At 54.7% G+C, this 17271-nt stretch carries 17 protein-coding genes; 15 read left to right on the top strand and 2 right to left on the bottom strand.

From position 1 onward, the window contains the following. The first annotated feature begins 38 nt into the window (after positions 1 to 38). From KJS42_RS17210 to KJS42_RS17185, 6 genes are all read left to right on the top strand, one after another. Entirely contained in the window at positions 39 to 1037 is a 999-nt protein-coding gene (locus KJS42_RS17210; protein WP_193416607.1) for an ABC transporter permease, read from the top strand. A 2-nt stretch (positions 1038 to 1039) separates the two neighbouring features. Then, positions 1040 to 2203 carry an ABC transporter permease gene (locus tag KJS42_RS17205; protein WP_193416606.1) on the top strand — a complete coding sequence of 388 codons (1164 nt, stop codon included), beginning with the start codon at positions 1040 to 1042 and terminating at the stop codon, positions 2201 to 2203. A gap of 34 nt (positions 2204 to 2237) precedes the next feature. Further along, entirely contained in the window at positions 2238 to 3287 is a 1050-nt protein-coding gene (locus tag KJS42_RS17200; protein WP_213623581.1) for an ABC transporter ATP-binding protein, read from the top strand. Next, positions 3284 to 4303 carry an ABC transporter ATP-binding protein gene (locus tag KJS42_RS17195; protein WP_193416604.1) on the top strand — a complete coding sequence of 340 codons (1020 nt, stop codon included), beginning with the start codon at positions 3284 to 3286 and terminating at the stop codon, positions 4301 to 4303. The genes KJS42_RS17200 and KJS42_RS17195 overlap by 4 nt, the downstream gene beginning before the upstream one ends. Further along, complete coding sequence (locus tag KJS42_RS17190) at positions 4296 to 4880, top strand: HAD family hydrolase (RefSeq protein ID WP_213623580.1); 585 nt, start codon at positions 4296 to 4298, stop codon at positions 4878 to 4880. The genes KJS42_RS17195 and KJS42_RS17190 overlap by 8 nt, the downstream gene beginning before the upstream one ends. An 81-nt stretch (positions 4881 to 4961) precedes the next feature. Next, positions 4962 to 5483 (top strand): MgtC/SapB family protein, encoded by a 522-nt coding sequence (locus tag KJS42_RS17185; RefSeq protein ID WP_339819900.1) that lies wholly within the window; start codon positions 4962 to 4964, stop codon positions 5481 to 5483. A 110-nt stretch (positions 5484 to 5593) separates the two neighbouring features. Here KJS42_RS17185 and KJS42_RS17180 read toward each other — a convergent pair whose 3' ends face one another. Then, entirely contained in the window at positions 5594 to 6859 is a 1266-nt protein-coding gene (locus KJS42_RS17180) for a BaiN/RdsA family NAD(P)/FAD-dependent oxidoreductase (RefSeq protein WP_193416602.1), read from the bottom strand. Between the two features lie 129 nt (positions 6860 to 6988). Between KJS42_RS17180 and KJS42_RS17175 the strand changes: the two genes are divergently transcribed. From KJS42_RS17175 to KJS42_RS17145, 7 genes are all read left to right on the top strand, one after another. Continuing rightward, entirely contained in the window at positions 6989 to 8686 is a 1698-nt protein-coding gene (locus KJS42_RS17175) for a two-component system sensor histidine kinase NtrB (protein WP_213623579.1), read from the top strand. A gap of 144 nt (positions 8687 to 8830) precedes the next feature. Next, on the top strand, positions 8831 to 9265 hold the full coding sequence (locus tag KJS42_RS17170) for a BrxA/BrxB family bacilliredoxin (RefSeq protein WP_213623578.1): 435 nt from the start codon (positions 8831 to 8833) through the stop codon (positions 9263 to 9265). 138 nt (positions 9266 to 9403) lie between these two features. Then, positions 9404 to 10213 carry an ammonia-dependent NAD(+) synthetase gene (nadE, locus tag KJS42_RS17165; protein ID WP_193416600.1) on the top strand — a complete coding sequence of 270 codons (810 nt, stop codon included), beginning with the start codon at positions 9404 to 9406 and terminating at the stop codon, positions 10211 to 10213. A gap of 334 nt (positions 10214 to 10547) precedes the next feature. Then, positions 10548 to 11183, top strand: coding sequence for a Yip1 family protein (locus KJS42_RS17160; protein ID WP_213623577.1), 636 nt, complete (start codon positions 10548 to 10550; stop codon positions 11181 to 11183). 30 nt (positions 11184 to 11213) lie between these two features. After that, on the top strand, positions 11214 to 12281 hold the full coding sequence (locus KJS42_RS17155; protein ID WP_244868534.1) for an efflux RND transporter periplasmic adaptor subunit: 1068 nt from the start codon (positions 11214 to 11216) through the stop codon (positions 12279 to 12281). After that, positions 12278 to 12967, top strand: coding sequence for an ABC transporter ATP-binding protein (locus KJS42_RS17150; RefSeq protein WP_155607242.1), 690 nt, complete (start codon positions 12278 to 12280; stop codon positions 12965 to 12967). Before KJS42_RS17155 ends, KJS42_RS17150 begins: the two co-directional genes overlap by 4 nt. Next, on the top strand, positions 12964 to 14163 hold the full coding sequence (locus tag KJS42_RS17145; protein WP_213623575.1) for an ABC transporter permease: 1200 nt from the start codon (positions 12964 to 12966) through the stop codon (positions 14161 to 14163). The genes KJS42_RS17150 and KJS42_RS17145 overlap by 4 nt, the downstream gene beginning before the upstream one ends. A 93-nt stretch (positions 14164 to 14256) precedes the next feature. Here the strand turns inward: KJS42_RS17145 and KJS42_RS17140 are convergent, their stop codons facing one another. Further along, positions 14257 to 15162, bottom strand: a complete 906-nt coding sequence (locus KJS42_RS17140) for an AraC family transcriptional regulator (protein ID WP_213623574.1) — start codon at positions 15160 to 15162, stop codon at positions 14257 to 14259. A 219-nt stretch (positions 15163 to 15381) separates the two neighbouring features. Between KJS42_RS17140 and acpS the strand changes: the two genes are divergently transcribed. Beyond that, positions 15382 to 15789, top strand: a complete 408-nt coding sequence (acpS, locus tag KJS42_RS17135; RefSeq protein ID WP_155607238.1) for a holo-ACP synthase — start codon at positions 15382 to 15384, stop codon at positions 15787 to 15789. 12 nt (positions 15790 to 15801) lie between these two features. Further along, entirely contained in the window at positions 15802 to 16986 is a 1185-nt protein-coding gene (mutY, locus tag KJS42_RS17130) for an A/G-specific adenine glycosylase (protein ID WP_213623573.1), read from the top strand. Positions 16987 to 17271 lie beyond the last annotated feature (285 nt).

The raw sequence follows: 17271 nt of genomic DNA, 5'->3' as shown, positions 1-17271 counted from the left end.
GGAACGCGCGAAATCGCATTGGAGGGGACAGATCACAGATGCTTCAATATATTCTCAAGCGCATTTTATTGGCCATTCCCGTCGTCATCCTGATCTCGTTTATCGTCTTCTATATTATCCAACTACCTCCCGGGGACTACGTGTCCACCTATGCGGCGCAAATGGCGGCCGCGGGCGACAACATGACGGCGGAGGAAATGGATGAGATGAGAGATAACCTGGGGCTAAGCGGTCCGGTATACGAGCAATATGCGGTCTGGATCAAAAAAATCGTACTGCACGGCGATTTCGGCTTTTCGTTTAGCTACAACAAACCGGTTCTAGATGTTGTCAAGCAGTATATGGGCCTTACGCTCGTCGTCTCGTTCGTTACGTTGTTTTTTCATTATATCGTTGCGATCCCTATCGGTATCTATACCGCCGTGAAGCAGTATTCCGCAGGGGACTATTTCTTCTCGGGAATCAGCTTTATCGGCATGGCGACACCGAACTTCCTGCTGGCTATAATTCTGATGTTCTTCTCCTACAAATGGTTTGGGGACCCGTTGCTGGGACTGTTCTCGCCCGAATATGTCAATGCGCCGTGGTCTATGGATAAAGTCGTCGATTTGATGAAGCACTTAATCATCCCGGTCATCGTTATCGGGATTGCCCATACCGCGGATCTGATCCGCGTCATGAGAGGCCAGATGCTCGACGAACTGAATAAGCCGAATATCGTAACCGCCCGCGCGAAGGGCGTATCGAATCTGAAAATTCTGTTCAAATATCCGACACGCGCTGCCTTAAACCCAATCGTAAGTACGCTCGGCTGGTCGCTGTCTTCCATTTTTACGGGTTCGACCATTACCGCGATCGTTCTGAATCTTCCGATCCAAGGGCCGGTTATGTACAATGCCCTGCTGGGCCAAGACATGTACTTAGCCGGATCATGGCTGCTGTTTATGGCGTTGCTCACCGTGCTGGGAACGTTGATCTCGGATATTTTGTTGGCTTGGCTTGATCCAAAAATCCGTACAGAGTTCAGAGGTAACTAACGATGAACACATCGACGATATTTAAGAAGAAAGTTCCGACAACCGCCAAAGTCCCAAGGCCGGGCAAGCAGGACGACAAATCGGACCTGAACTACAGCTCGCAATGGAAGCTGATGTACTTGCGGTTCAAGAGGCACAAGCTGGCACGGGTCAGCCTGGTTATTCTCGGGATCCTGTATATTGTCGCGCTGCTGGCCCAATTCATCGCGCCGTATAGCCTGCAAAGCTATGACAGTAAATACGTTAACGCGCCGCCGACACTGCCGCGCTTCGTTGACGCCGAGGGGAAATTCCATCTTCGTCCCTTTGTCTATGAATTAAAATCCGAGCGTGATCCCGAGACGATGCGCAAAATATTCGTCAATAACGAGGAGAAGAGATATCCGCTGCAATTGTTTGTCAAAGGAGAGGAATATAAATTTCTCGGCTTGTTCCGCACCGACGTCCACCTGCTGGGGGTCGAGCAGCCGGGCCGGATTTTCATGCTCGGAACGGACGGTATGGGCCGGGATTTATTCTCCCGCATTGTGCTTGGCAGTCAAATCTCGCTGTCGATCCCGCTGGTCGGGGTAGGCATCAGCTTCGTAATCGGCCTCATTCTCGGCGGAATCTCCGGCTACTTCGGTGGCTGGATTGATTCGCTTATCCAACGGATCATCGAGATTATCCGCTCGTTCCCGACGCTTCCGTTGTGGATGGCGTTATCGGCAGCGATACCGCCGCGCATTCCGGTCGTCACGATGTATCTCTACATCGTGATCATCTTCGCGCTGATCGGTTGGACCGATCTGGCGCGTGTCGTCCGAGGCAAGTTCATCTCGTTGAAAAATGAAGACTACGTCGTTGCAGCCAAAATCGCCGGGGTCAGCGATACGAAAATTATTATTAAGCATCTGCTGCCGGGCTTCATCAGCTACCTTGTCGTCGCGACGACGCTGGCGATTCCCGGCATGATTCTCTCCGAAACGGCGATGAGCTTCCTGGGCCTTGGCATCCGTTCCCCTGCCACAAGTTGGGGCGTGTTGCTGCAGGAAGCCCAGCAGATTGAGAACGTCGCCCTGTATCCGTGGAAGCTGTTCCCGCTTGGCATCGTCATTCTGACCGTGCTGACCTACAACTTCCTGGGCGACGGGATGCGCGATGCCGCCGATCCGTATAAGAAATGATCCAACGATATTTTGAAGCGAGCGAGGGGACCGTATGACGACGCAACCATTAGCAACCGAGCAGCCTCTGCTCTCGGTCCGAAATCTGAAGATCCGTATCCAGCTGGACAACGGCGTCATGAATGCTGTGGATGGGGTCGATTTTGACATACGTAAAGGGAAGACGCTGGGGCTCGTTGGTGAGTCCGGCTGCGGCAAAAGCTTAACCAGCCGGTCACTCCTCCACCTCAATCCGAAGGAGTGCGAGACGTCGGGCTCGATTGTTTATCGCCCTTCCGACGGCAAGGGGGCGAAGGAGATGGACATGGACATTCTCTCCTTAGAACCCAACGGGAAGGCGATCCGCTCCATTCGCGGCCGGAGAATCTCCATGATCTTTCAGGAGCCGATGACGGCGTTCTCTCCGATGTATACGATCGGCAACCAGATCGTGGAGGCCATTCGCATCCACCGAACGAAGGACAAGAAGGAAGCCAAAAACATTGCGCTCGAGATGTTATCCAAGGTCGGCATTTCGGACGAGGAGAAGCGGTATGATCAATATCCGCATGAGTTCTCCGGGGGGATGCGGCAGCGCGCGATGATATCGATGGCGTTGTCATGTAATCCCGAGCTTTTAATCGCCGACGAGCCGACAACAGCGTTAGATGTGACGATTCAGGCGCAGGTGCTTGAACTGATGCGCGCGCTTCAGCAGGAGTTCGGCATGTCGATTCTGTTGGTTACGCACGATCTTGGCATTATCGCGCAGATGTGTGACGAGGTTGCGGTCATGTACCTTGGCAAAATCGTTGAGCAGGCGCCGGTGAAGGAATTGTTCCGCAATCCGAAACATCCTTACACCAAAGGCCTGATGAGATCGATGCCGCGGCTTGGAGGCGGCAAGGATAAGCGGCTGGAGTCCATCGAAGGCTCGGTGCCGATGGCGATCGACATGCCGCCGATGTGCGGCTTCTATGAACGCTGTAAGGACCGCATCGAAGGGGTGTGTAATGCGTCTGCCGTTCCGATGACCTCGATTTCCGAGGATCATACCGTCAGATGCTTCCTGTATTCGGAGTCGGAAGGAGGCGAATCGCCATGACGAACGCCATGCTCGACGTCGTCGAGTTGAACAAGGAATTTCAGGTGAAGCCGAAGTCGGCGAAGTTATTCGCTAAGCCAACGAAGGTCCAGGTGTTAAGCGATATTTCGTTCGAGTTGTACGAAGGAGAGACGCTAAGTATCGTTGGGGAATCCGGCTGCGGCAAGACGACGCTTGGCCGTTGTCTGGTCAAAGGCATCCCCGCCACCACAGGGCAAGTCATCTATCGCACCGAGGAGGATGAACAAGTTGACTTTCTGAAGTTGAAGGGAAAAGAGGCTAAGCGGCTGCGCAGAGATATTCAGATGATTTTCCAGGACCCTTACTCGTCTCTTAGCCCGCGCATGAGCGTATTCGATATTATTTCGGAGCCGCTCGTCGCCAACTTCAAGCTGAGCCGGGCGGAGGTCGAAGAGAAAGTGAAGGATATCGCGGAAAAAGCCGGCCTCAACGTCAGTTATCTGCGCCGTTATCCACATGCGTTCTCCGGCGGCCAGCGGCAGCGGATCGCGATCGCCCGCGCCCTGATCATGAAGCCGCGGTTGATCGTCTGCGATGAGGCGGTGTCCGCGTTGGACGTGTCCATTCAAGCGCAGATTATTAATCTGCTCAAAGATTTGCAGGAGCAGTTTAAGATCACATATCTATTTATTTCTCACGACTTGTCTATTGTGCAGAACATTTCAGACCGCGTCGCCGTCATGCATTTAGGACGTATTGTCGAGCTGGCGCCAACGAAGGCGTTGTTCGCAGGTCCAAAGCATCCGTACACGGAGGCGCTCATGTCAGCCGTGCCGCAGCCCGATCCGGAAGCGGACCATAGCCGTATCATTCTGGAAGGCGAGGTGCCGAACCCGGCCCATCCGCCGAGCGGCTGCCACTTCCATCCGCGTTGTGCCTACCGCACCGAGAAATGTGCGCAGCAATCGCCGGAGTTGCGGGAAATCGCAGACGGCCATTCCGTGGCCTGCCATTATGCGGAACAATTAAACTTAAGAGGTGTACGCCATGATTGAACGTGCCCCAGCCAATCCGAATCCGAGAAAGTTGATTATCTTCCTGGATTGCGGAGATACGATTATTGATGAAAGCACCGAGACAAGGGACGAGGAGGGCATCGTGCTTGACGGCCGTGTCATTCCCGGCGCGGACGTGATGGTAAAGACGTTGGCGGAGCGGGGATTCCGGCTGGCGATAGTGGCCGACGGCGCAGCGCAATCGTTCAAAAACCTGTTGATCCGAAACGGTCTTTATGAATGCTTCGAGACGCTCATCTACTCCGAGAACATCCGTGCAACGAAGCCGAGCCCGCGGATGTTCAAGGCGGCCATGGGCGCCATGGAACTGGATGAAACCGACATTACCAGAATGATTATGGTTGGCAACAACCTGAGCCGCGACGCCAAGGGAGCGAATGCGCTTGGCATCACCAGTGTGTTCCTGAGCTGGACGCCGCGGTATCCGAAGACGCCGGCAGACGATTCGGAGATCCCGCGGTATACGATTGGAACCCCGCTGGAGCTGATCGAGTTAGCGGAAAGGTTGGATGCGAACTTGTCCGAGAAAGGGAATGACGGCGAAGGGAGAGAGTGACGTAGCGCTTATGACCCAAGTTGACAACACTGCGGTGCGGCTGGCTGGCGAACCGAAGGGCTTGCCGATTGGAGGAGGGCGATGATGCGCGGGACGGAGATGCAGATGCTGGCGTTCTTTTCCGCGTATGAAATCTATTTCCGAGTGTTGATCAGCGCTCTGCTCGGACTCGTGATCGGCTTCGACCGCACGCATAAGAACAAGCCGGCGGGAGTAAAGACGTATACGTTCGTCACGCTCGCATCGGCGCTTATCACGATTGTTTCGATCGAAAGCGCCGTGCGATACGGTCATTTGCACGACCGAACGATGATGGACCCGATGCGACTTACGGCGCAAATCGTCAGCGGACTTGGCTTTCTCGGGGCGGGCCTCATTATGAAAGCCGGATTCGAGGTAAAGGGACTGACGTCCGCGGCGATGATCCTATTTGCAGGGGGCGTGGGCATCGGCGTTGGAGCCGGCTTCTACGGTATCGTGTTATTCACATTGGTGATCGCCTTTGTATTTGTACGCTTCGGCAGCTGGATCGAGCGACGGGAGCACGATCGACTAGAGGCGGACAAGTGCGACATGGATGATCATACGGATCATTCGGCTTGATAGACATCGCTAGAGAACGGGAGGAATAACCTTGGCGGCATTCGCCGCCCTGCAACGGGACGAAGCGAGCTCGAGCTCCGCGGCGTCCCTTTTGTCGTTCCGCTCGGTGGTCATCCAGCAGTTAGCGCTGCGCTGCTGCCCGCGGTGTAACCCGTTGAGAAGGCAGCAGTAATGTTATACCCGCCGGTATAACCGTGGATATCCAGAATTTCGCCGCAGAAATACAGTCCCTGCATCAGCTTTGATTGCATCGTTTTGGGATCGATTTCCTTTAAATTCACCCCGCCGCCCGTTACGAATGCTTCTTCAATGGATAACGTGCCATACACCCGAATCGGGAAACGTTTCATGAACTGGGCGAGTTGCAGCCACCTTTGCTTCGGAATGTGATCGTACGTCAGGTGGGGATCTAATTCAGCTTTCTGAAGGAGGAGTGGAATTACTTTTTCAGGCAAATAAGCTTTTAATGCGTTCTTGATCGACTTTTTAGATTCTTGTTCGGTAAGCTTCAGGGTTTCATGATAGATTTCATCCAGGCTCTTATCCGGGGCGAAATCGACGGATACTTCCACATTGCCCGTCCCAAACTGCTTCAAAGCTTTGACGACGAACTGACTGCACCGTAAAGCAATCGGTCCTGAAATCCCGAAGTGTGTGAACAGCATGTCACCTTGATGCTCGATCAACCTTTTCCCCTTGGGACTCCATACGGAAAGGGAAACGTTTCTCAAGGAGAGCCCCTGCAATTCCTTGCTTTGAATGAAGGGCTCGTTAGAGGTCAATGGAACTTCTGTTGGGAAGAGTTCCGTTATCGAGTGTCCGGCGCGTTCGGCCCAAGCATATCCGTCACCCGTTGAACCTGTATGAGGTACGGATCTTCCCCCAACAGCGACAATCACCGCCGAGCTCTCTAACACTTCCCCTGTTTTCAGCCTGACGCCGACGGTTCGACCATTATCATAGAGCACTTCCTCTACGGGGCTGTTTACTCTGATTTCGACACCTTGGGAGCGCACTTTGCTGATCAGTGCATCTACCACGGTCTTGGCTTTATCAGAAACAGGGAACATGCGCCCGTTGTCCTCTTCTTTCAGCTTGATCCCTAAATCTTCAAAGAACGCCACAATGTCTTGATTGCTGAAGGTGGTTAGAGCGCTGTAAAGGAAACGCCCATTGCCGGGAATAAACTTGATCAGTTCATCGAGCTCTTTCGCGTTGGTGACATTACATCTTCCGCCGCCAGATATGCCCAATTTTCGCCCCAGCTTGTCTCCTTTGTCCACAAGAAGCACTTTGGCACCTTGCTTGCTTGCGGCAATGGCAGCCATCAGCCCGGAGGGGCCGCCGCCGATGACGATTACGTCTACATTTTTCATGTCCGTATCCTCTCTATTTGTACTTTCTTACTATTTTCTAAACTATGCATTATTGTAAAACTTTGTCGGCTATGATTTAATCGAAACTAGAGTTGTATTCTTGTATTCTTCCGCCTGAGGAGGGAGAACGTGGATGCTGTAAAAGAGATCCTGCTTCAAGTGTTGATTGCCAGCTTGCCGGCCTTTCTGTTTCCATTGACGTTTGAGAAACGGAATTGCTACTGGCAGCACAACAACCGTACTGCCAAGGGGCAACCCTTCGCCATAGGCTTAACGTATACCTGCTTGTGCAGCACGCTGCTCTGCGATATCTTCGCCTCGCGGTTAGGGGACGTTATTCCGCTGAATTTTGGAATTTTACCCCTGTTTGCCCTGATGCTGTATGGCAGGTTTCGGGACGGGGTCGCATTGGCTCTCATGCAGATCATACTCTATCCACTGTTTGCAGTAAATTACACCCTTGTTGGGTTTATCATGGAGACGGGATTGCTCTTGTATCCCTTTGTTCTACTCACTTCCCGCTATTTCAAAAGGACCGGCCGACAGGGTAAAGTGGCCATTCTTTCCCTCTTCTTTATGGGCGGGGAGACGATGATCGCCTTGTCCCCTTTTTTGGCCGGCAACATGTCGATTAATTCCGATCTTAACGCGTTATCGAATTGGCTCGTCAATGTGCTGGTGACGATGCTGGTCGGCAGCTTGTTCGTTTACATGATTGAAAGCACGATGGAGAAGGAGAAGCTCCGCGGCCAAGTGATGCGTCTGTCGCGCGAATACTTCCGGGAAGCGGAGAAGCTGCAGCAGATGATGGACGCCGCACCGCTGGGCATCGTGTTGCTGGATCAACAAGGCAATATTATATCGATAAACGACACGTTTCTCCAGTTATACCGGACGTACCGCGAGGAGTCGGAGGAGCTGCGGCGTGAGGATTTGCTGCTGCGCAAGCTGAATGACGTGCTCAGCGGCGTACCGATCGAGTCGATCGCCTCCAGGGTCGAGCAGTCGCTTGAAGGCCAAATCAAGATGACCGATTTGATCAAAGCGAACGATCATATTTATTTTACCAGTACTTCGCCGATTCAAAAAAGCCATTCCAAAGAAGTCATCGGCGCGGTGGCCATCGTTCAGGATATCACCGAATTGGAAACGCTTCGAATGGAGCTGAACCATGTGGAACGGCTTAGCCTGGTCGGTCAAATGGCCGCCGGCATAACCCACGAAATCCGCAATCCAATGGCGGTGGTCCGGGGTTTCCTGCAGCTAATGCGGGAGAAGAGCCCTCCGACGTTGGACCATTACTACCGGATTGTGATGGAGGAACTGGACCGGGCCAACGGCATCATCAATGACTTTCTTTCCCTGGCGCAGAATCGTCCGGTTGAAAGCGAGAAATGCCACCTCCACGACATCATCAGGGAATTGACGCCGCTGCTCTGGGCGGACGCAAACCTTCGCGGGCAAACGATCGAAGTCAAATTGGATGATTCCCTGCCGCCCTTGCTGCTGAACGCCAAGGAGATCAAGCAGCTGATCTTGAACTTATCGCGCAACGCGATGGAAGCGATGGAAGAGAAGGGACAACTGACGCTCGAGACCAAGGTGGCCGATCAAGGCGCGCTGTTGCTTGTCAGCGATACGGGACCGGGGATTCCTCCCGGGCAGCGGGAGAAGCTGTTCGAGCCCTTTTTCACCACGAAAGCGAAGGGCACAGGACTCGGGCTGGCTTTATGTCTCAGTATCATTGAACGCCACGGTGGCAAAATCAGCGTTGATTCGGCGGAAGGGCAAGGCACGACGTTTACGGTATTCTTCCCGCTCTTGTAAGCCCGAATGGGTTGTGGGGAGCGATAGGGGAGAGTTGCTTTCCTTCCTTATGAATGTATAATAAAATTAATCTGGCTAGGAGCGACGCATGGCGCGGCGCTTGGGTAACAAGCCATTTCATTATTGCATAAGGAGTGATAGGTAATGTCGATGTCATTTGACCAATATATGCGAGACATGGTGCAACCGATGAGAGACGAATTGACCGTGCTGGGCGTTCAAGAGCTGTGCTTGCCGGACGAAGTCGAGGAGAAGTTGCCAAACGCGAAGGGAACGACACTGGTCGTTGTTAATTCCGTTTGCGGTTGCGCGGCGGGGCAATGCCGTCCTGGCGTTGCGAAGGCGCTGCAGCACGATCTGACGCCGGATCACTTGTTCACCGTATTCGCCGGACAAGACAAGGAAGCAACGGCAAAAGCACGCGAATATTTCGCGCCGTATCCGCCTTCTTCGCCTTCGATCGCTTTGATGAAGGACGGAGAGCTTGTCCATTTCATCGAGCGCCACCAAATTGAAGATCGTTCGGCTGAGGAAATCGCCGCCGATCTGACCAGCGCGTTCGACCGGTTCTGCCGGTAAGCAGATCCTGGCGGCGGCCGAACCGCCAGCCGCTTTCGCCCCGCCATCCGGTTTGTCCGGATGGGCCCGGGGCGTTTTTAGATTTGGGGAATGCGACTTACATAGGGTGTAATATTAAGGATGTGGAGGGATTTAAGAATGAGCTTGCAACAGGAAATCATTAAACGGTTGGGCGTAAAGCCTGTCATCGACGTGGAGGAGGAAATTCGCCGTCGCGTTGACTTCTTGAAGGAGCATGTCAAAGCTGCGCGCACGACCGGCCTCTTAATTGCCATTAGCGGCGGGATCGACAGCGCCGTGGCGACCGGCTTATGCAAAAGGGCGACAGACGAGCTGACGCAGGAAACCGGCCAACCGTATATGACGTTGGGCGTATTCCAGCCCTACGGGGAGCAGGAGGATATCGATCACAGCTACGAGGTGGCCAAGGCGTTTGGACTTGAACATACGGCGGAGACGAACATTGAGGAAGCCGTAGACGAAATGGCCCTCGAAGTCGAGCACAGTTTTAGAAAAATCGGCAAATCCCGTCACCTGAGCCCGCAAGGCAAAGGCAACATCAAGGCGCGGACGCGGATGGTTATGCAGTATGCGCTGGCATTCGAGCTTAACCTGCTTGTCGTTGGCACCGACCATGCTTCCGAGGCGATTACCGGCTTTTACACCAAATGGGGCGACGGGGCCGTTGACATCACGCCGCTTAGCTCACTGAACAAACGTCAGGTTCGCCAGCTTGCCGCCCGCCTCGGCGTGCCGCAAAGCGTCATTGATAAGGCGCCAACCGCCGGCCTTTGGGAAGGGCAAACGGACGAGAAAGAGCTCGGAATCAGCTACGATGACAACAGCGATTATCTCGAAGGCAAGCCGGTGGATCCGGCGGTCCAAGAGCGGCTGGAGTCGTTCTATCGGAAGACGGAGCACAAGCGCAGCCCGATCCCGGGTATCTGAATACAAGAGGCGCCGGCAGAAGAAGGCCGGAGGCCAAACATCGGTATCACCACTACGCGAGCCTGGGCGCTATGCCCGGAGGCTCGCGTTTTTTTGTCTTGTGGACTTGGACTTAAGTCCAGGACAAATCCCGGACCGCGGCCTGTGGCGTTGTTAGGAGAAAACGCTATAATGCAGGGAGACATTACGAAGCGGCATGCGTGGACTCGCGGATGGAACGGCCTATGAATCTCTTTACGACTTTGTCCGTATATATAACATGATCCATGTTATAGTCTTTATTTGGAAGTGGTATAGGATGGAGTTAAGTTGGGAGATTTGAGGAGGGGTTTCATTGAAAAACGTATTCACGATTTTTACGGCACCGGAAGAAACGTTTAAACGGGTGCGGGAGAGTAAGACGACTTGGTTGTTCGCGCTTGCGGTGCTGCTGGTTGTCTCCGTTGTGGTGATCTACATGCAGATGCCGACGCTGGAGAAGGAGTTTCAACGGCAGTTCCAGAACCAACAAATCGACGCAGGCATGCAACAAACGTTTATGGCCACGGCGAAAACGACCGCTTACATCATGGGCGCGATCATGCCGGTGATCATGTTGTTCGTGACAGGTCTGCTGCTGATGCTGCTGAATCTGGTGGTTCGCGGGGAAGGCAAATACATGCAGTTTGTATCCATCGCTGCATTTGCAGCCCTGCCGGGCATCGTAGGCAGCTTGATTACGGGGATAATGGTCATGACGATGGACGTTCAATCGGCTACGGACGTTTCGCTTAGCTTAGGGGCCTTTGTCGCCGATAAGTCCAGCCAGATGTATCGCTTACTGTCCTTGATCAATCCGTTCTCCATTTGGAGCCTTGTGTTGTACATTATCGGCTCCTCGGTAATTATGAACCGGCCGCGCAAAACGGTGGCCACCTGGATTATTGCAGCTTGGGTTGTCATTTCGCTGGGCTCTCTGCTGCTGAGTTAAGTCCGCAATTATACATAAATAGGATAGGTGATGGACTTGTTCAAGAAGAAATGGTTTTGGGGTGCCGTCGTAGGATTGGCCGTCGTCGCGTTGGTGATCACCAATATGGTGGGGCTCAATCGGGCGGCCGAGGTGAAGACCGCAGAAGTAACGATGGGGAAGATCGTCGAGCAGATCTTTACGAATGGCAAGCTGGAGCCGGGACAGACGACGGCAGTATATGCGCCGGCTAGCGGCGTAGTGGGAGCTTTGAAGGTCAAGCAGGGCGATGCGGTCAAGAAGGGACAGATTCTATTAACGCTTAGTATGGAGCAGGTCAAGGACCAGCTAGAGAAGGAGCAAATTAATCTGCAATTGACCGAAGCAGAGCGGCTGGCGGCTAAGAAGCAGCATTTTGAAAGCTTCAAGCAGGCGTTTACCGAAAACCCCGACCAGGAGCCGAAGGAGCTGGACCTCACTGCCTATGATTTACGTATCCGATCCAGTCAGTTAACGATCGAATCCCTGGAGAAGCAGCTCGCAAACCAGCAGGTGCTGGCTCCTGCGGACGGCGTGGTTACCTCTCTAACAGCGAACGCAGGACAAATGCTTGCCGAAGGCGGAGAAATCGCGAAGATTGCTGATGTGAGCAGTCTGAAGGTAACGGCATACCTGAACGAGTTGGATGCAGGGAAAGCGGCGCAAGGGATGAAGACCGTCGTTACCGGCGAGGCCTTCACGGACAGTTATGACGGCACGATCTCTTACCTGGCTCCAACGGCAGGGCTGTCCGATCCGACATCCAAGGATACATCCGTGGAAATGAAGGTCAGCCTGGATCAGGTATCGCCGGAGCTTCGTCCAGGTTATAACGTGACGGTCGAAATGGAGATTCCCGACAAGGAACGGTTACTCGCGCCGATCGACGCGGTTCAGTACGACGGTGAGCAGGCGTACGTCTTTAAGGTCCAGGACGGGGTTGCCGTTAAGGCACTTGTCACAACGGGCAAGGAAGGCGAAGATCAAATCGAGCTGCTCACAGGGGTGACCGCGGGTGACCTCGTGGTTGTCGAAGGCGGCGACAAACTGCAGGACGGCGCTAAGGTGAAGGTTCGATGATTACGCTGGAAGGAATCACCAAGGTATATAAAAACGGTCCTCTCGAGGTGCAGGCCTTGATGCCGCTCGACTTGAATATCGAAAAAGGCGAGTTCGTAGCGATCATGGGCTCGTCGGGCTCCGGCAAGTCGACGCTGATGAACATTATCGGCTGCCTCGATATCCCGACCGCCGGTAGCTATGAGCTGGATGGAGATCCGGTGCAGTCCCTGAGCGAGGAAGAACTGTCCCGGGTGCGAAACCGTAAAATCGGTTTTGTCTTCCAAAGCTTTAATCTGCTGGGCCGACAAACCGTCTTGCAGAACGTCACGCTACCGATGATGTATGCCGGCATTTCCCGGGAGAAGCGCAACGAACGGGCGCTTGAGCTGCTGGGCAGGGTTGGACTAGCCGAACGGGTCAAGCATCGTCCGAATGAGCTCTCCGGGGGGCAGAAGCAGCGGGTCGCGATCGCCCGGGCACTAACGATGAACGCGCCAATCCTGTTAGCCGACGAGCCAACAGGAAACTTGGATACGAAATCGTCCTCTGAAATCATGGAGTTGTTCAAAGAAATTCATGCCGATGGCACGACGATCGTGCTCGTTACCCACGAGCCGGATATCGCCGAGCATGCCGACCGAATCATTACGTTTGGGGACGGCCGGATCTTAAGCGACAAGCGTAAAGGAAGTGTTAGCCTATGAGCATTTGGGAGAGTATCCTCGTTGCCCTGGACAATCTCCGAATGAACAAGCTGCGTTCCTTCCTGACGATGATCGGCATCGTCTTTGGCGTCGCCGCGGTGGTTACGGTCGTGTCCATCGGGCAAGCCGGCCAAAGCTCGATTATGTCCGAAATGTCGAATTACGAAGATGGATATTTCCTGATTTATCCGAACTATAACAACGGAGAACCCGATGACAATACCTATTTCCGGCAGCGGGAATTAGCTGAAATCCGTAAGCTTCCGGGGGTGCGTTACGTTTCTGCGTCGTCGTCCTACGGCATGACGAGCAAATATAAGAAGGACGATTTGCAATTCAGCGTGACCGGGACGACTTCGGAATCGCCGAAGCTGCAAAAAATCGATATGGTGGCAGGGCGCTTTTTCAATTCTCAGGAGGAACGGGCGCGTCAAAAAACCATTGTGGTCGAGGCCAAATATGCAGATAAAGTATTTGGGTCTGCGCAAGGGGCAATCGGCCGGAAAATCCAGTTGTCCGGGGGACTGTTCCGGATCGTTGGGGTGTATAAGGTGCAGGAGAGCCTCATGAGCGGGATGGGCGGAGAGCGTTATTCCGCTTACGCACCCATTACCGCCATGCCTACGGACGGGGAAGGGCCAAGTGACCGGCTAGGCATGATCGAAGTCCTGCCCACTTCGCCGGAGAGAATGGACGAAACGGTGGAGTCGATCAAATCCTGGTTGGCGGATCGGAAGAACGTGAGCAAGGACGCATATGTCTCGGAATCGGCAAAAGATGCCGAGCAAATGATCAAAAGCACATTCTCCATCCTGCAGACGATTATCGGCTCCATCGCCGGCATTTCCCTGTTGGTCGGGGGGATCGGGGTCATGAACATCATGCTGGTCTCCGTGACGGAGCGGACTCGGGAAATCGGGATCCGTAAAGCGATCGGCGCAACGCCAGGGACCATCATGCTTCAGTTCATGATTGAAGCGGTGATTCTCTCGTTCTTTGGCGGGACGCTCGGTGCGTTGCTCGGTTTATTAGCGGCCTGGGTGTTTGCATTGATTTCGGGTTGGCCGTTTGTCGTCTCGGTTTGGGCGATTTTGCTGGCTTTCGGATTTTCGGCCGCAGTGGGTATTTTCTTCGGGTTGTATCCGGCGAACAAAGCGTCGAAGCTGCATCCGATCGAATCGCTGCGGTACGAGTAGCCCTATTTATAAAGTGAAACAACCCGTTCCTCCGTACGGAGGAATCGGGTTGTTTTGTTTGTGGGGCTGCTGGGCCTGACAGATAAGCCAGGATTAGGCTTTCGCGCCAGCCGGTTGAACTGGAATGTAAATGTCGATCTGTTTGTCTTCCTTCGGCCAGCAGCGTTCGTCGTACCATTCGAAATCGGGTGCAGCCACTTGCTCATAGCCGGACGACGGGAACCAGTTGGTGAAGATCTCGTCCCAGGTTTGCTGGATGGATGAGGTGAAGTCAGCTTCGCCGGCTGGCGGAGTGGTGAAGATGGCATAGGTGGCCGGCGGGATTCGAAACTCGGTTAGGCCTTCTTGAACCTCAGCCGTTTCGTCGACCTCAAAGCCGATGATATAACGGAACGTGCCGTCTTCGTCCACGGTGGTGCAGACGCCCAACTCGACGTTGGGGTGAAGCTTATCGGGCACGCGAGAGGCCCATTGTTCGCGCATGTATTTTTGCCAGAAAGCCGGGATGTCTTTGTGATTTTCCCCTTCTACGGTAGACGTTTGCAGCGAAAATCCCAGGATACGCATGGACGGAACTTGCTCGATACGGTATTGCATGTCATAATCTCCCCAATCGTAAGAAATTTGGGCAACGAAGTCTCGAAGCGGGTTGGCCCTAGGCACCAGGTAAGGCGGGCAGCCGCGGCGGCGGCATTCCGTCGGCAAGATCCCGTACATTTTCCGGAAGGCTCGGGTGAAAGCTTCGTGGGAGCTGAAGCCGCAATGCAGCGCAATATCGAGTACCTTCATGTCGGAATGGGCCAGGAGCTCGGCCGCTTGGGATAGTCTTCGCTTTCGGACGTAAGAGGTCATTGTATCCCCAACGAAGTAGAGGAACGTGCGATGGAAATGGTATTCGGAGTAAAACATCGCCTTGGCCACCTCGGCTAACGTAAGCTCCTCGCCTAGCCGCGCTTCGATATATTCGATGCTTTGTTGTATGATGCGGATTTGGTTCATAACTTCCTCCAGACCGGTCTATACCTATAGTATAGCTGATAGATGGATGCTCTTCTTGATCAATCTTGCGGTTGGTGAGAAAGGGATCATTTCCGTTCTCACCAAGACTCGCACCGCTGCGGGTTCCCTGATACAATGGGGGAAGCGGCCGTCTACGGGCTAGTCCCGGACGAGACGCCAGGATAGAAGGAAGAAGATAGAAGGAAGAAGGGCTGCCTTTTGATTTTCGGAATCGGACATGACATCGTCGAAATTCATCGCATGGAGCGCTTGTTGAACAAGGCGATCGGCGAACGGTTTCGGCGGCGGATCTTGACCGCAGCGGAGCTGGAGTTGCCGGGTCAATCGGCTCGTCCAGCGGAGTTTTTGGCGGGGCGGTTCGCGGCCAAGGAAGCGGTCAGCAAGGCGTTTGGCTGCGGGATCGGCCAGGTGCTCAGCTTTACCGACATGGAGATCTTGCCCGATGCGAACGGGAAGCCGTCGGTTTCATTGACTCCGGAGGCATGGGAACGGCTGGGGTTAACTGGAGCGAATCGTCCGGAGGACGACGGATACGCCATACATCTTAGCATTACGCATGAGCGGCAGCTGGCTTCGGCTTTTGCTGTGGTGGAACGCGTGAAATAGAAGGAGAGCAACATGCGGGGAAACAGGGAAACACGGATATTTTTCAGTAAGGAGCTGCTCGGCTGGTACGAGCAATCCAAGCGGGACCTGCCTTGGCGCAGGCACCGCGATCCTTATTATATTTGGGTGTCAGAGATTATGCTGCAGCAGACGCGCGTGGATACGGTTATTCCGTATTTTCAGCGGTTTATTGAGCGCTTCCCGACGATTGCTGATTTGGCGGAGGCGCCGGAGGAAGACGTGCTGAAGTGCTGGGAAGGGCTTGGTTATTATTCGCGGGCCCGCAATCTGCAAGCGGCGGCCAAACAGGTCATGGAGCGGCACCGCGGGATCGTGCCGAATACCAAGGCGGAGGTGTCCGCCTTGAAGGGAGTTGGCCCGTATACAACCGGGGCCATCCTGAGCATCGCGTTTAACCGCCCGGAGCCGGCGGTGGACGGGAACGTCATGCGGGTGCTGTCACGCTACTTCCTGATTGAGGAAGACGTGGCGAAGGTCGGGACACGCACCCTCATGGAGGAACTGGCCGCGGAGCTGATCCCGGAAGGGCGGGCCTCCGACTTCAATCAGGCCTTGATGGAGCTGGGCGCGCTCGTCTGCACGCCCAAGTCGCCGCAATGCCTGGTTTGCCCGGTGATGGCCCGCTGCGCCGGCCGGCTTGAGGGCGCAGAGGAGCGCCTGCCGGTCAAGAGCAAGGCGAAGCCGCCGCGACCGGAGTACCGGCTCGCCGCCCTCGTCGAAGGCGGCGGGGCATTGTCCGGCCGCGTGCTCGTGCGCCGGCGGCCGGACACGGGGCTGCTCGCACGGATGTGGGAGCTGCCCCATATCCCCGCCGACGCCGTGCCGGGCGAAGGCGCCGGCTTGCCCGACGGCCCGGCGATGGACCGGCTGGTGGCGGTTCTGGCCGCCGCCGGGGTGCCCGCCCGCCCGGGCGGGGCGCTGCTGAACGCGGAGCACACGTTCAGCCACATCCATTGGAATCTCCGCGTCTTTCGCTTTGACGCGGAGATTCCAATGCGGGCGCTGGCCGGCGGGGGCGTCAGCCCCGCGGCCGTGGCCGAGACCGCCGCGGCGTATGACGCGGCGGGCGGCGAAGACACAACCTCCGAGTACCGGTGGATCACTCGGGAGGACATGGACAACCTGGCGTTTCCGAACGTTTTCCTGCGCATTCTGAACGGATATTTTGGCTCGTAGTGGAGTGAAGTCGGCAGGAAGCGTGACTGTATATGAGATGTGGTCGGACAGGCAGCTGAGGAGTGTAGTGTAAGGCAATTCAACGGCGACTGGCTGGTGCTAGGCACGATGGTGGATCGGTGCGAGGTACAGTCGTAGAACGTTGAACGTTGGATGGATCGATAAAGGATCTGGGACAGCAACTTGTAACAAGGGCGAGTGACTCATTAGAGGTTGTGTAGCAGGTGCAGCAGCAATATAGCGTTATAAAGTGTTCTTATGTTCAGCATCGGAGCATTTGGGACA

This window comes from Paenibacillus sp. J53TS2 (assembly GCF_018403305.1).
GTDB lineage: Bacteria > Bacillota > Bacilli > Paenibacillales > Paenibacillaceae > Fontibacillus > Fontibacillus rhizolycopersici.
The sequence above is the reverse complement of the archived record's forward strand: the minus strand, read 5'-3'. Positions and strand labels throughout refer to the sequence as shown.

What these genes read in the sequence shown, in the direction of transcription:
- KJS42_RS17210 (WP_193416607.1), top strand. Translation starts at nt 39, where the DNA reads ATGCTTCAATATATTCTCAAGCGCATTTTATTGGCCATTCCCGTCGTC.
- KJS42_RS17205 (WP_193416606.1), top strand. Translation starts at nt 1,040, where the DNA reads ATGAACACATCGACGATATTTAAGAAGAAAGTTCCGACAACCGCCAAA.
- KJS42_RS17200 (WP_213623581.1), top strand. Translation starts at nt 2,238, where the DNA reads ATGACGACGCAACCATTAGCAACCGAGCAGCCTCTGCTCTCGGTCCGA.
- KJS42_RS17195 (WP_193416604.1), top strand. Translation starts at nt 3,284, where the DNA reads ATGACGAACGCCATGCTCGACGTCGTCGAGTTGAACAAGGAATTTCAG.
- KJS42_RS17190 (WP_213623580.1), top strand. Translation starts at nt 4,296, where the DNA reads ATGATTGAACGTGCCCCAGCCAATCCGAATCCGAGAAAGTTGATTATC.
- KJS42_RS17185 (WP_339819900.1), top strand. Translation starts at nt 4,962, where the DNA reads ATGATGCGCGGGACGGAGATGCAGATGCTGGCGTTCTTTTCCGCGTAT.
- KJS42_RS17180 (WP_193416602.1), bottom strand. Translation starts at nt 6,859, where the DNA reads ATGAAAAATGTAGACGTAATCGTCATCGGCGGCGGCCCCTCCGGGCTG.
- KJS42_RS17170 (WP_213623578.1), top strand. Translation starts at nt 8,831, where the DNA reads ATGTCGATGTCATTTGACCAATATATGCGAGACATGGTGCAACCGATG.
- nadE (WP_193416600.1), top strand. Translation starts at nt 9,404, where the DNA reads ATGAGCTTGCAACAGGAAATCATTAAACGGTTGGGCGTAAAGCCTGTC.
- KJS42_RS17155 (WP_244868534.1), top strand. Translation starts at nt 11,214, where the DNA reads ATGGACTTGTTCAAGAAGAAATGGTTTTGGGGTGCCGTCGTAGGATTG.
- KJS42_RS17150 (WP_155607242.1), top strand. Translation starts at nt 12,278, where the DNA reads ATGATTACGCTGGAAGGAATCACCAAGGTATATAAAAACGGTCCTCTC.
- KJS42_RS17145 (WP_213623575.1), top strand. Translation starts at nt 12,964, where the DNA reads ATGAGCATTTGGGAGAGTATCCTCGTTGCCCTGGACAATCTCCGAATG.
- KJS42_RS17140 (WP_213623574.1), bottom strand. Translation starts at nt 15,162, where the DNA reads ATGAACCAAATCCGCATCATACAACAAAGCATCGAATATATCGAAGCG.
- mutY (WP_213623573.1), top strand. Translation starts at nt 15,802, where the DNA reads ATGCGGGGAAACAGGGAAACACGGATATTTTTCAGTAAGGAGCTGCTC.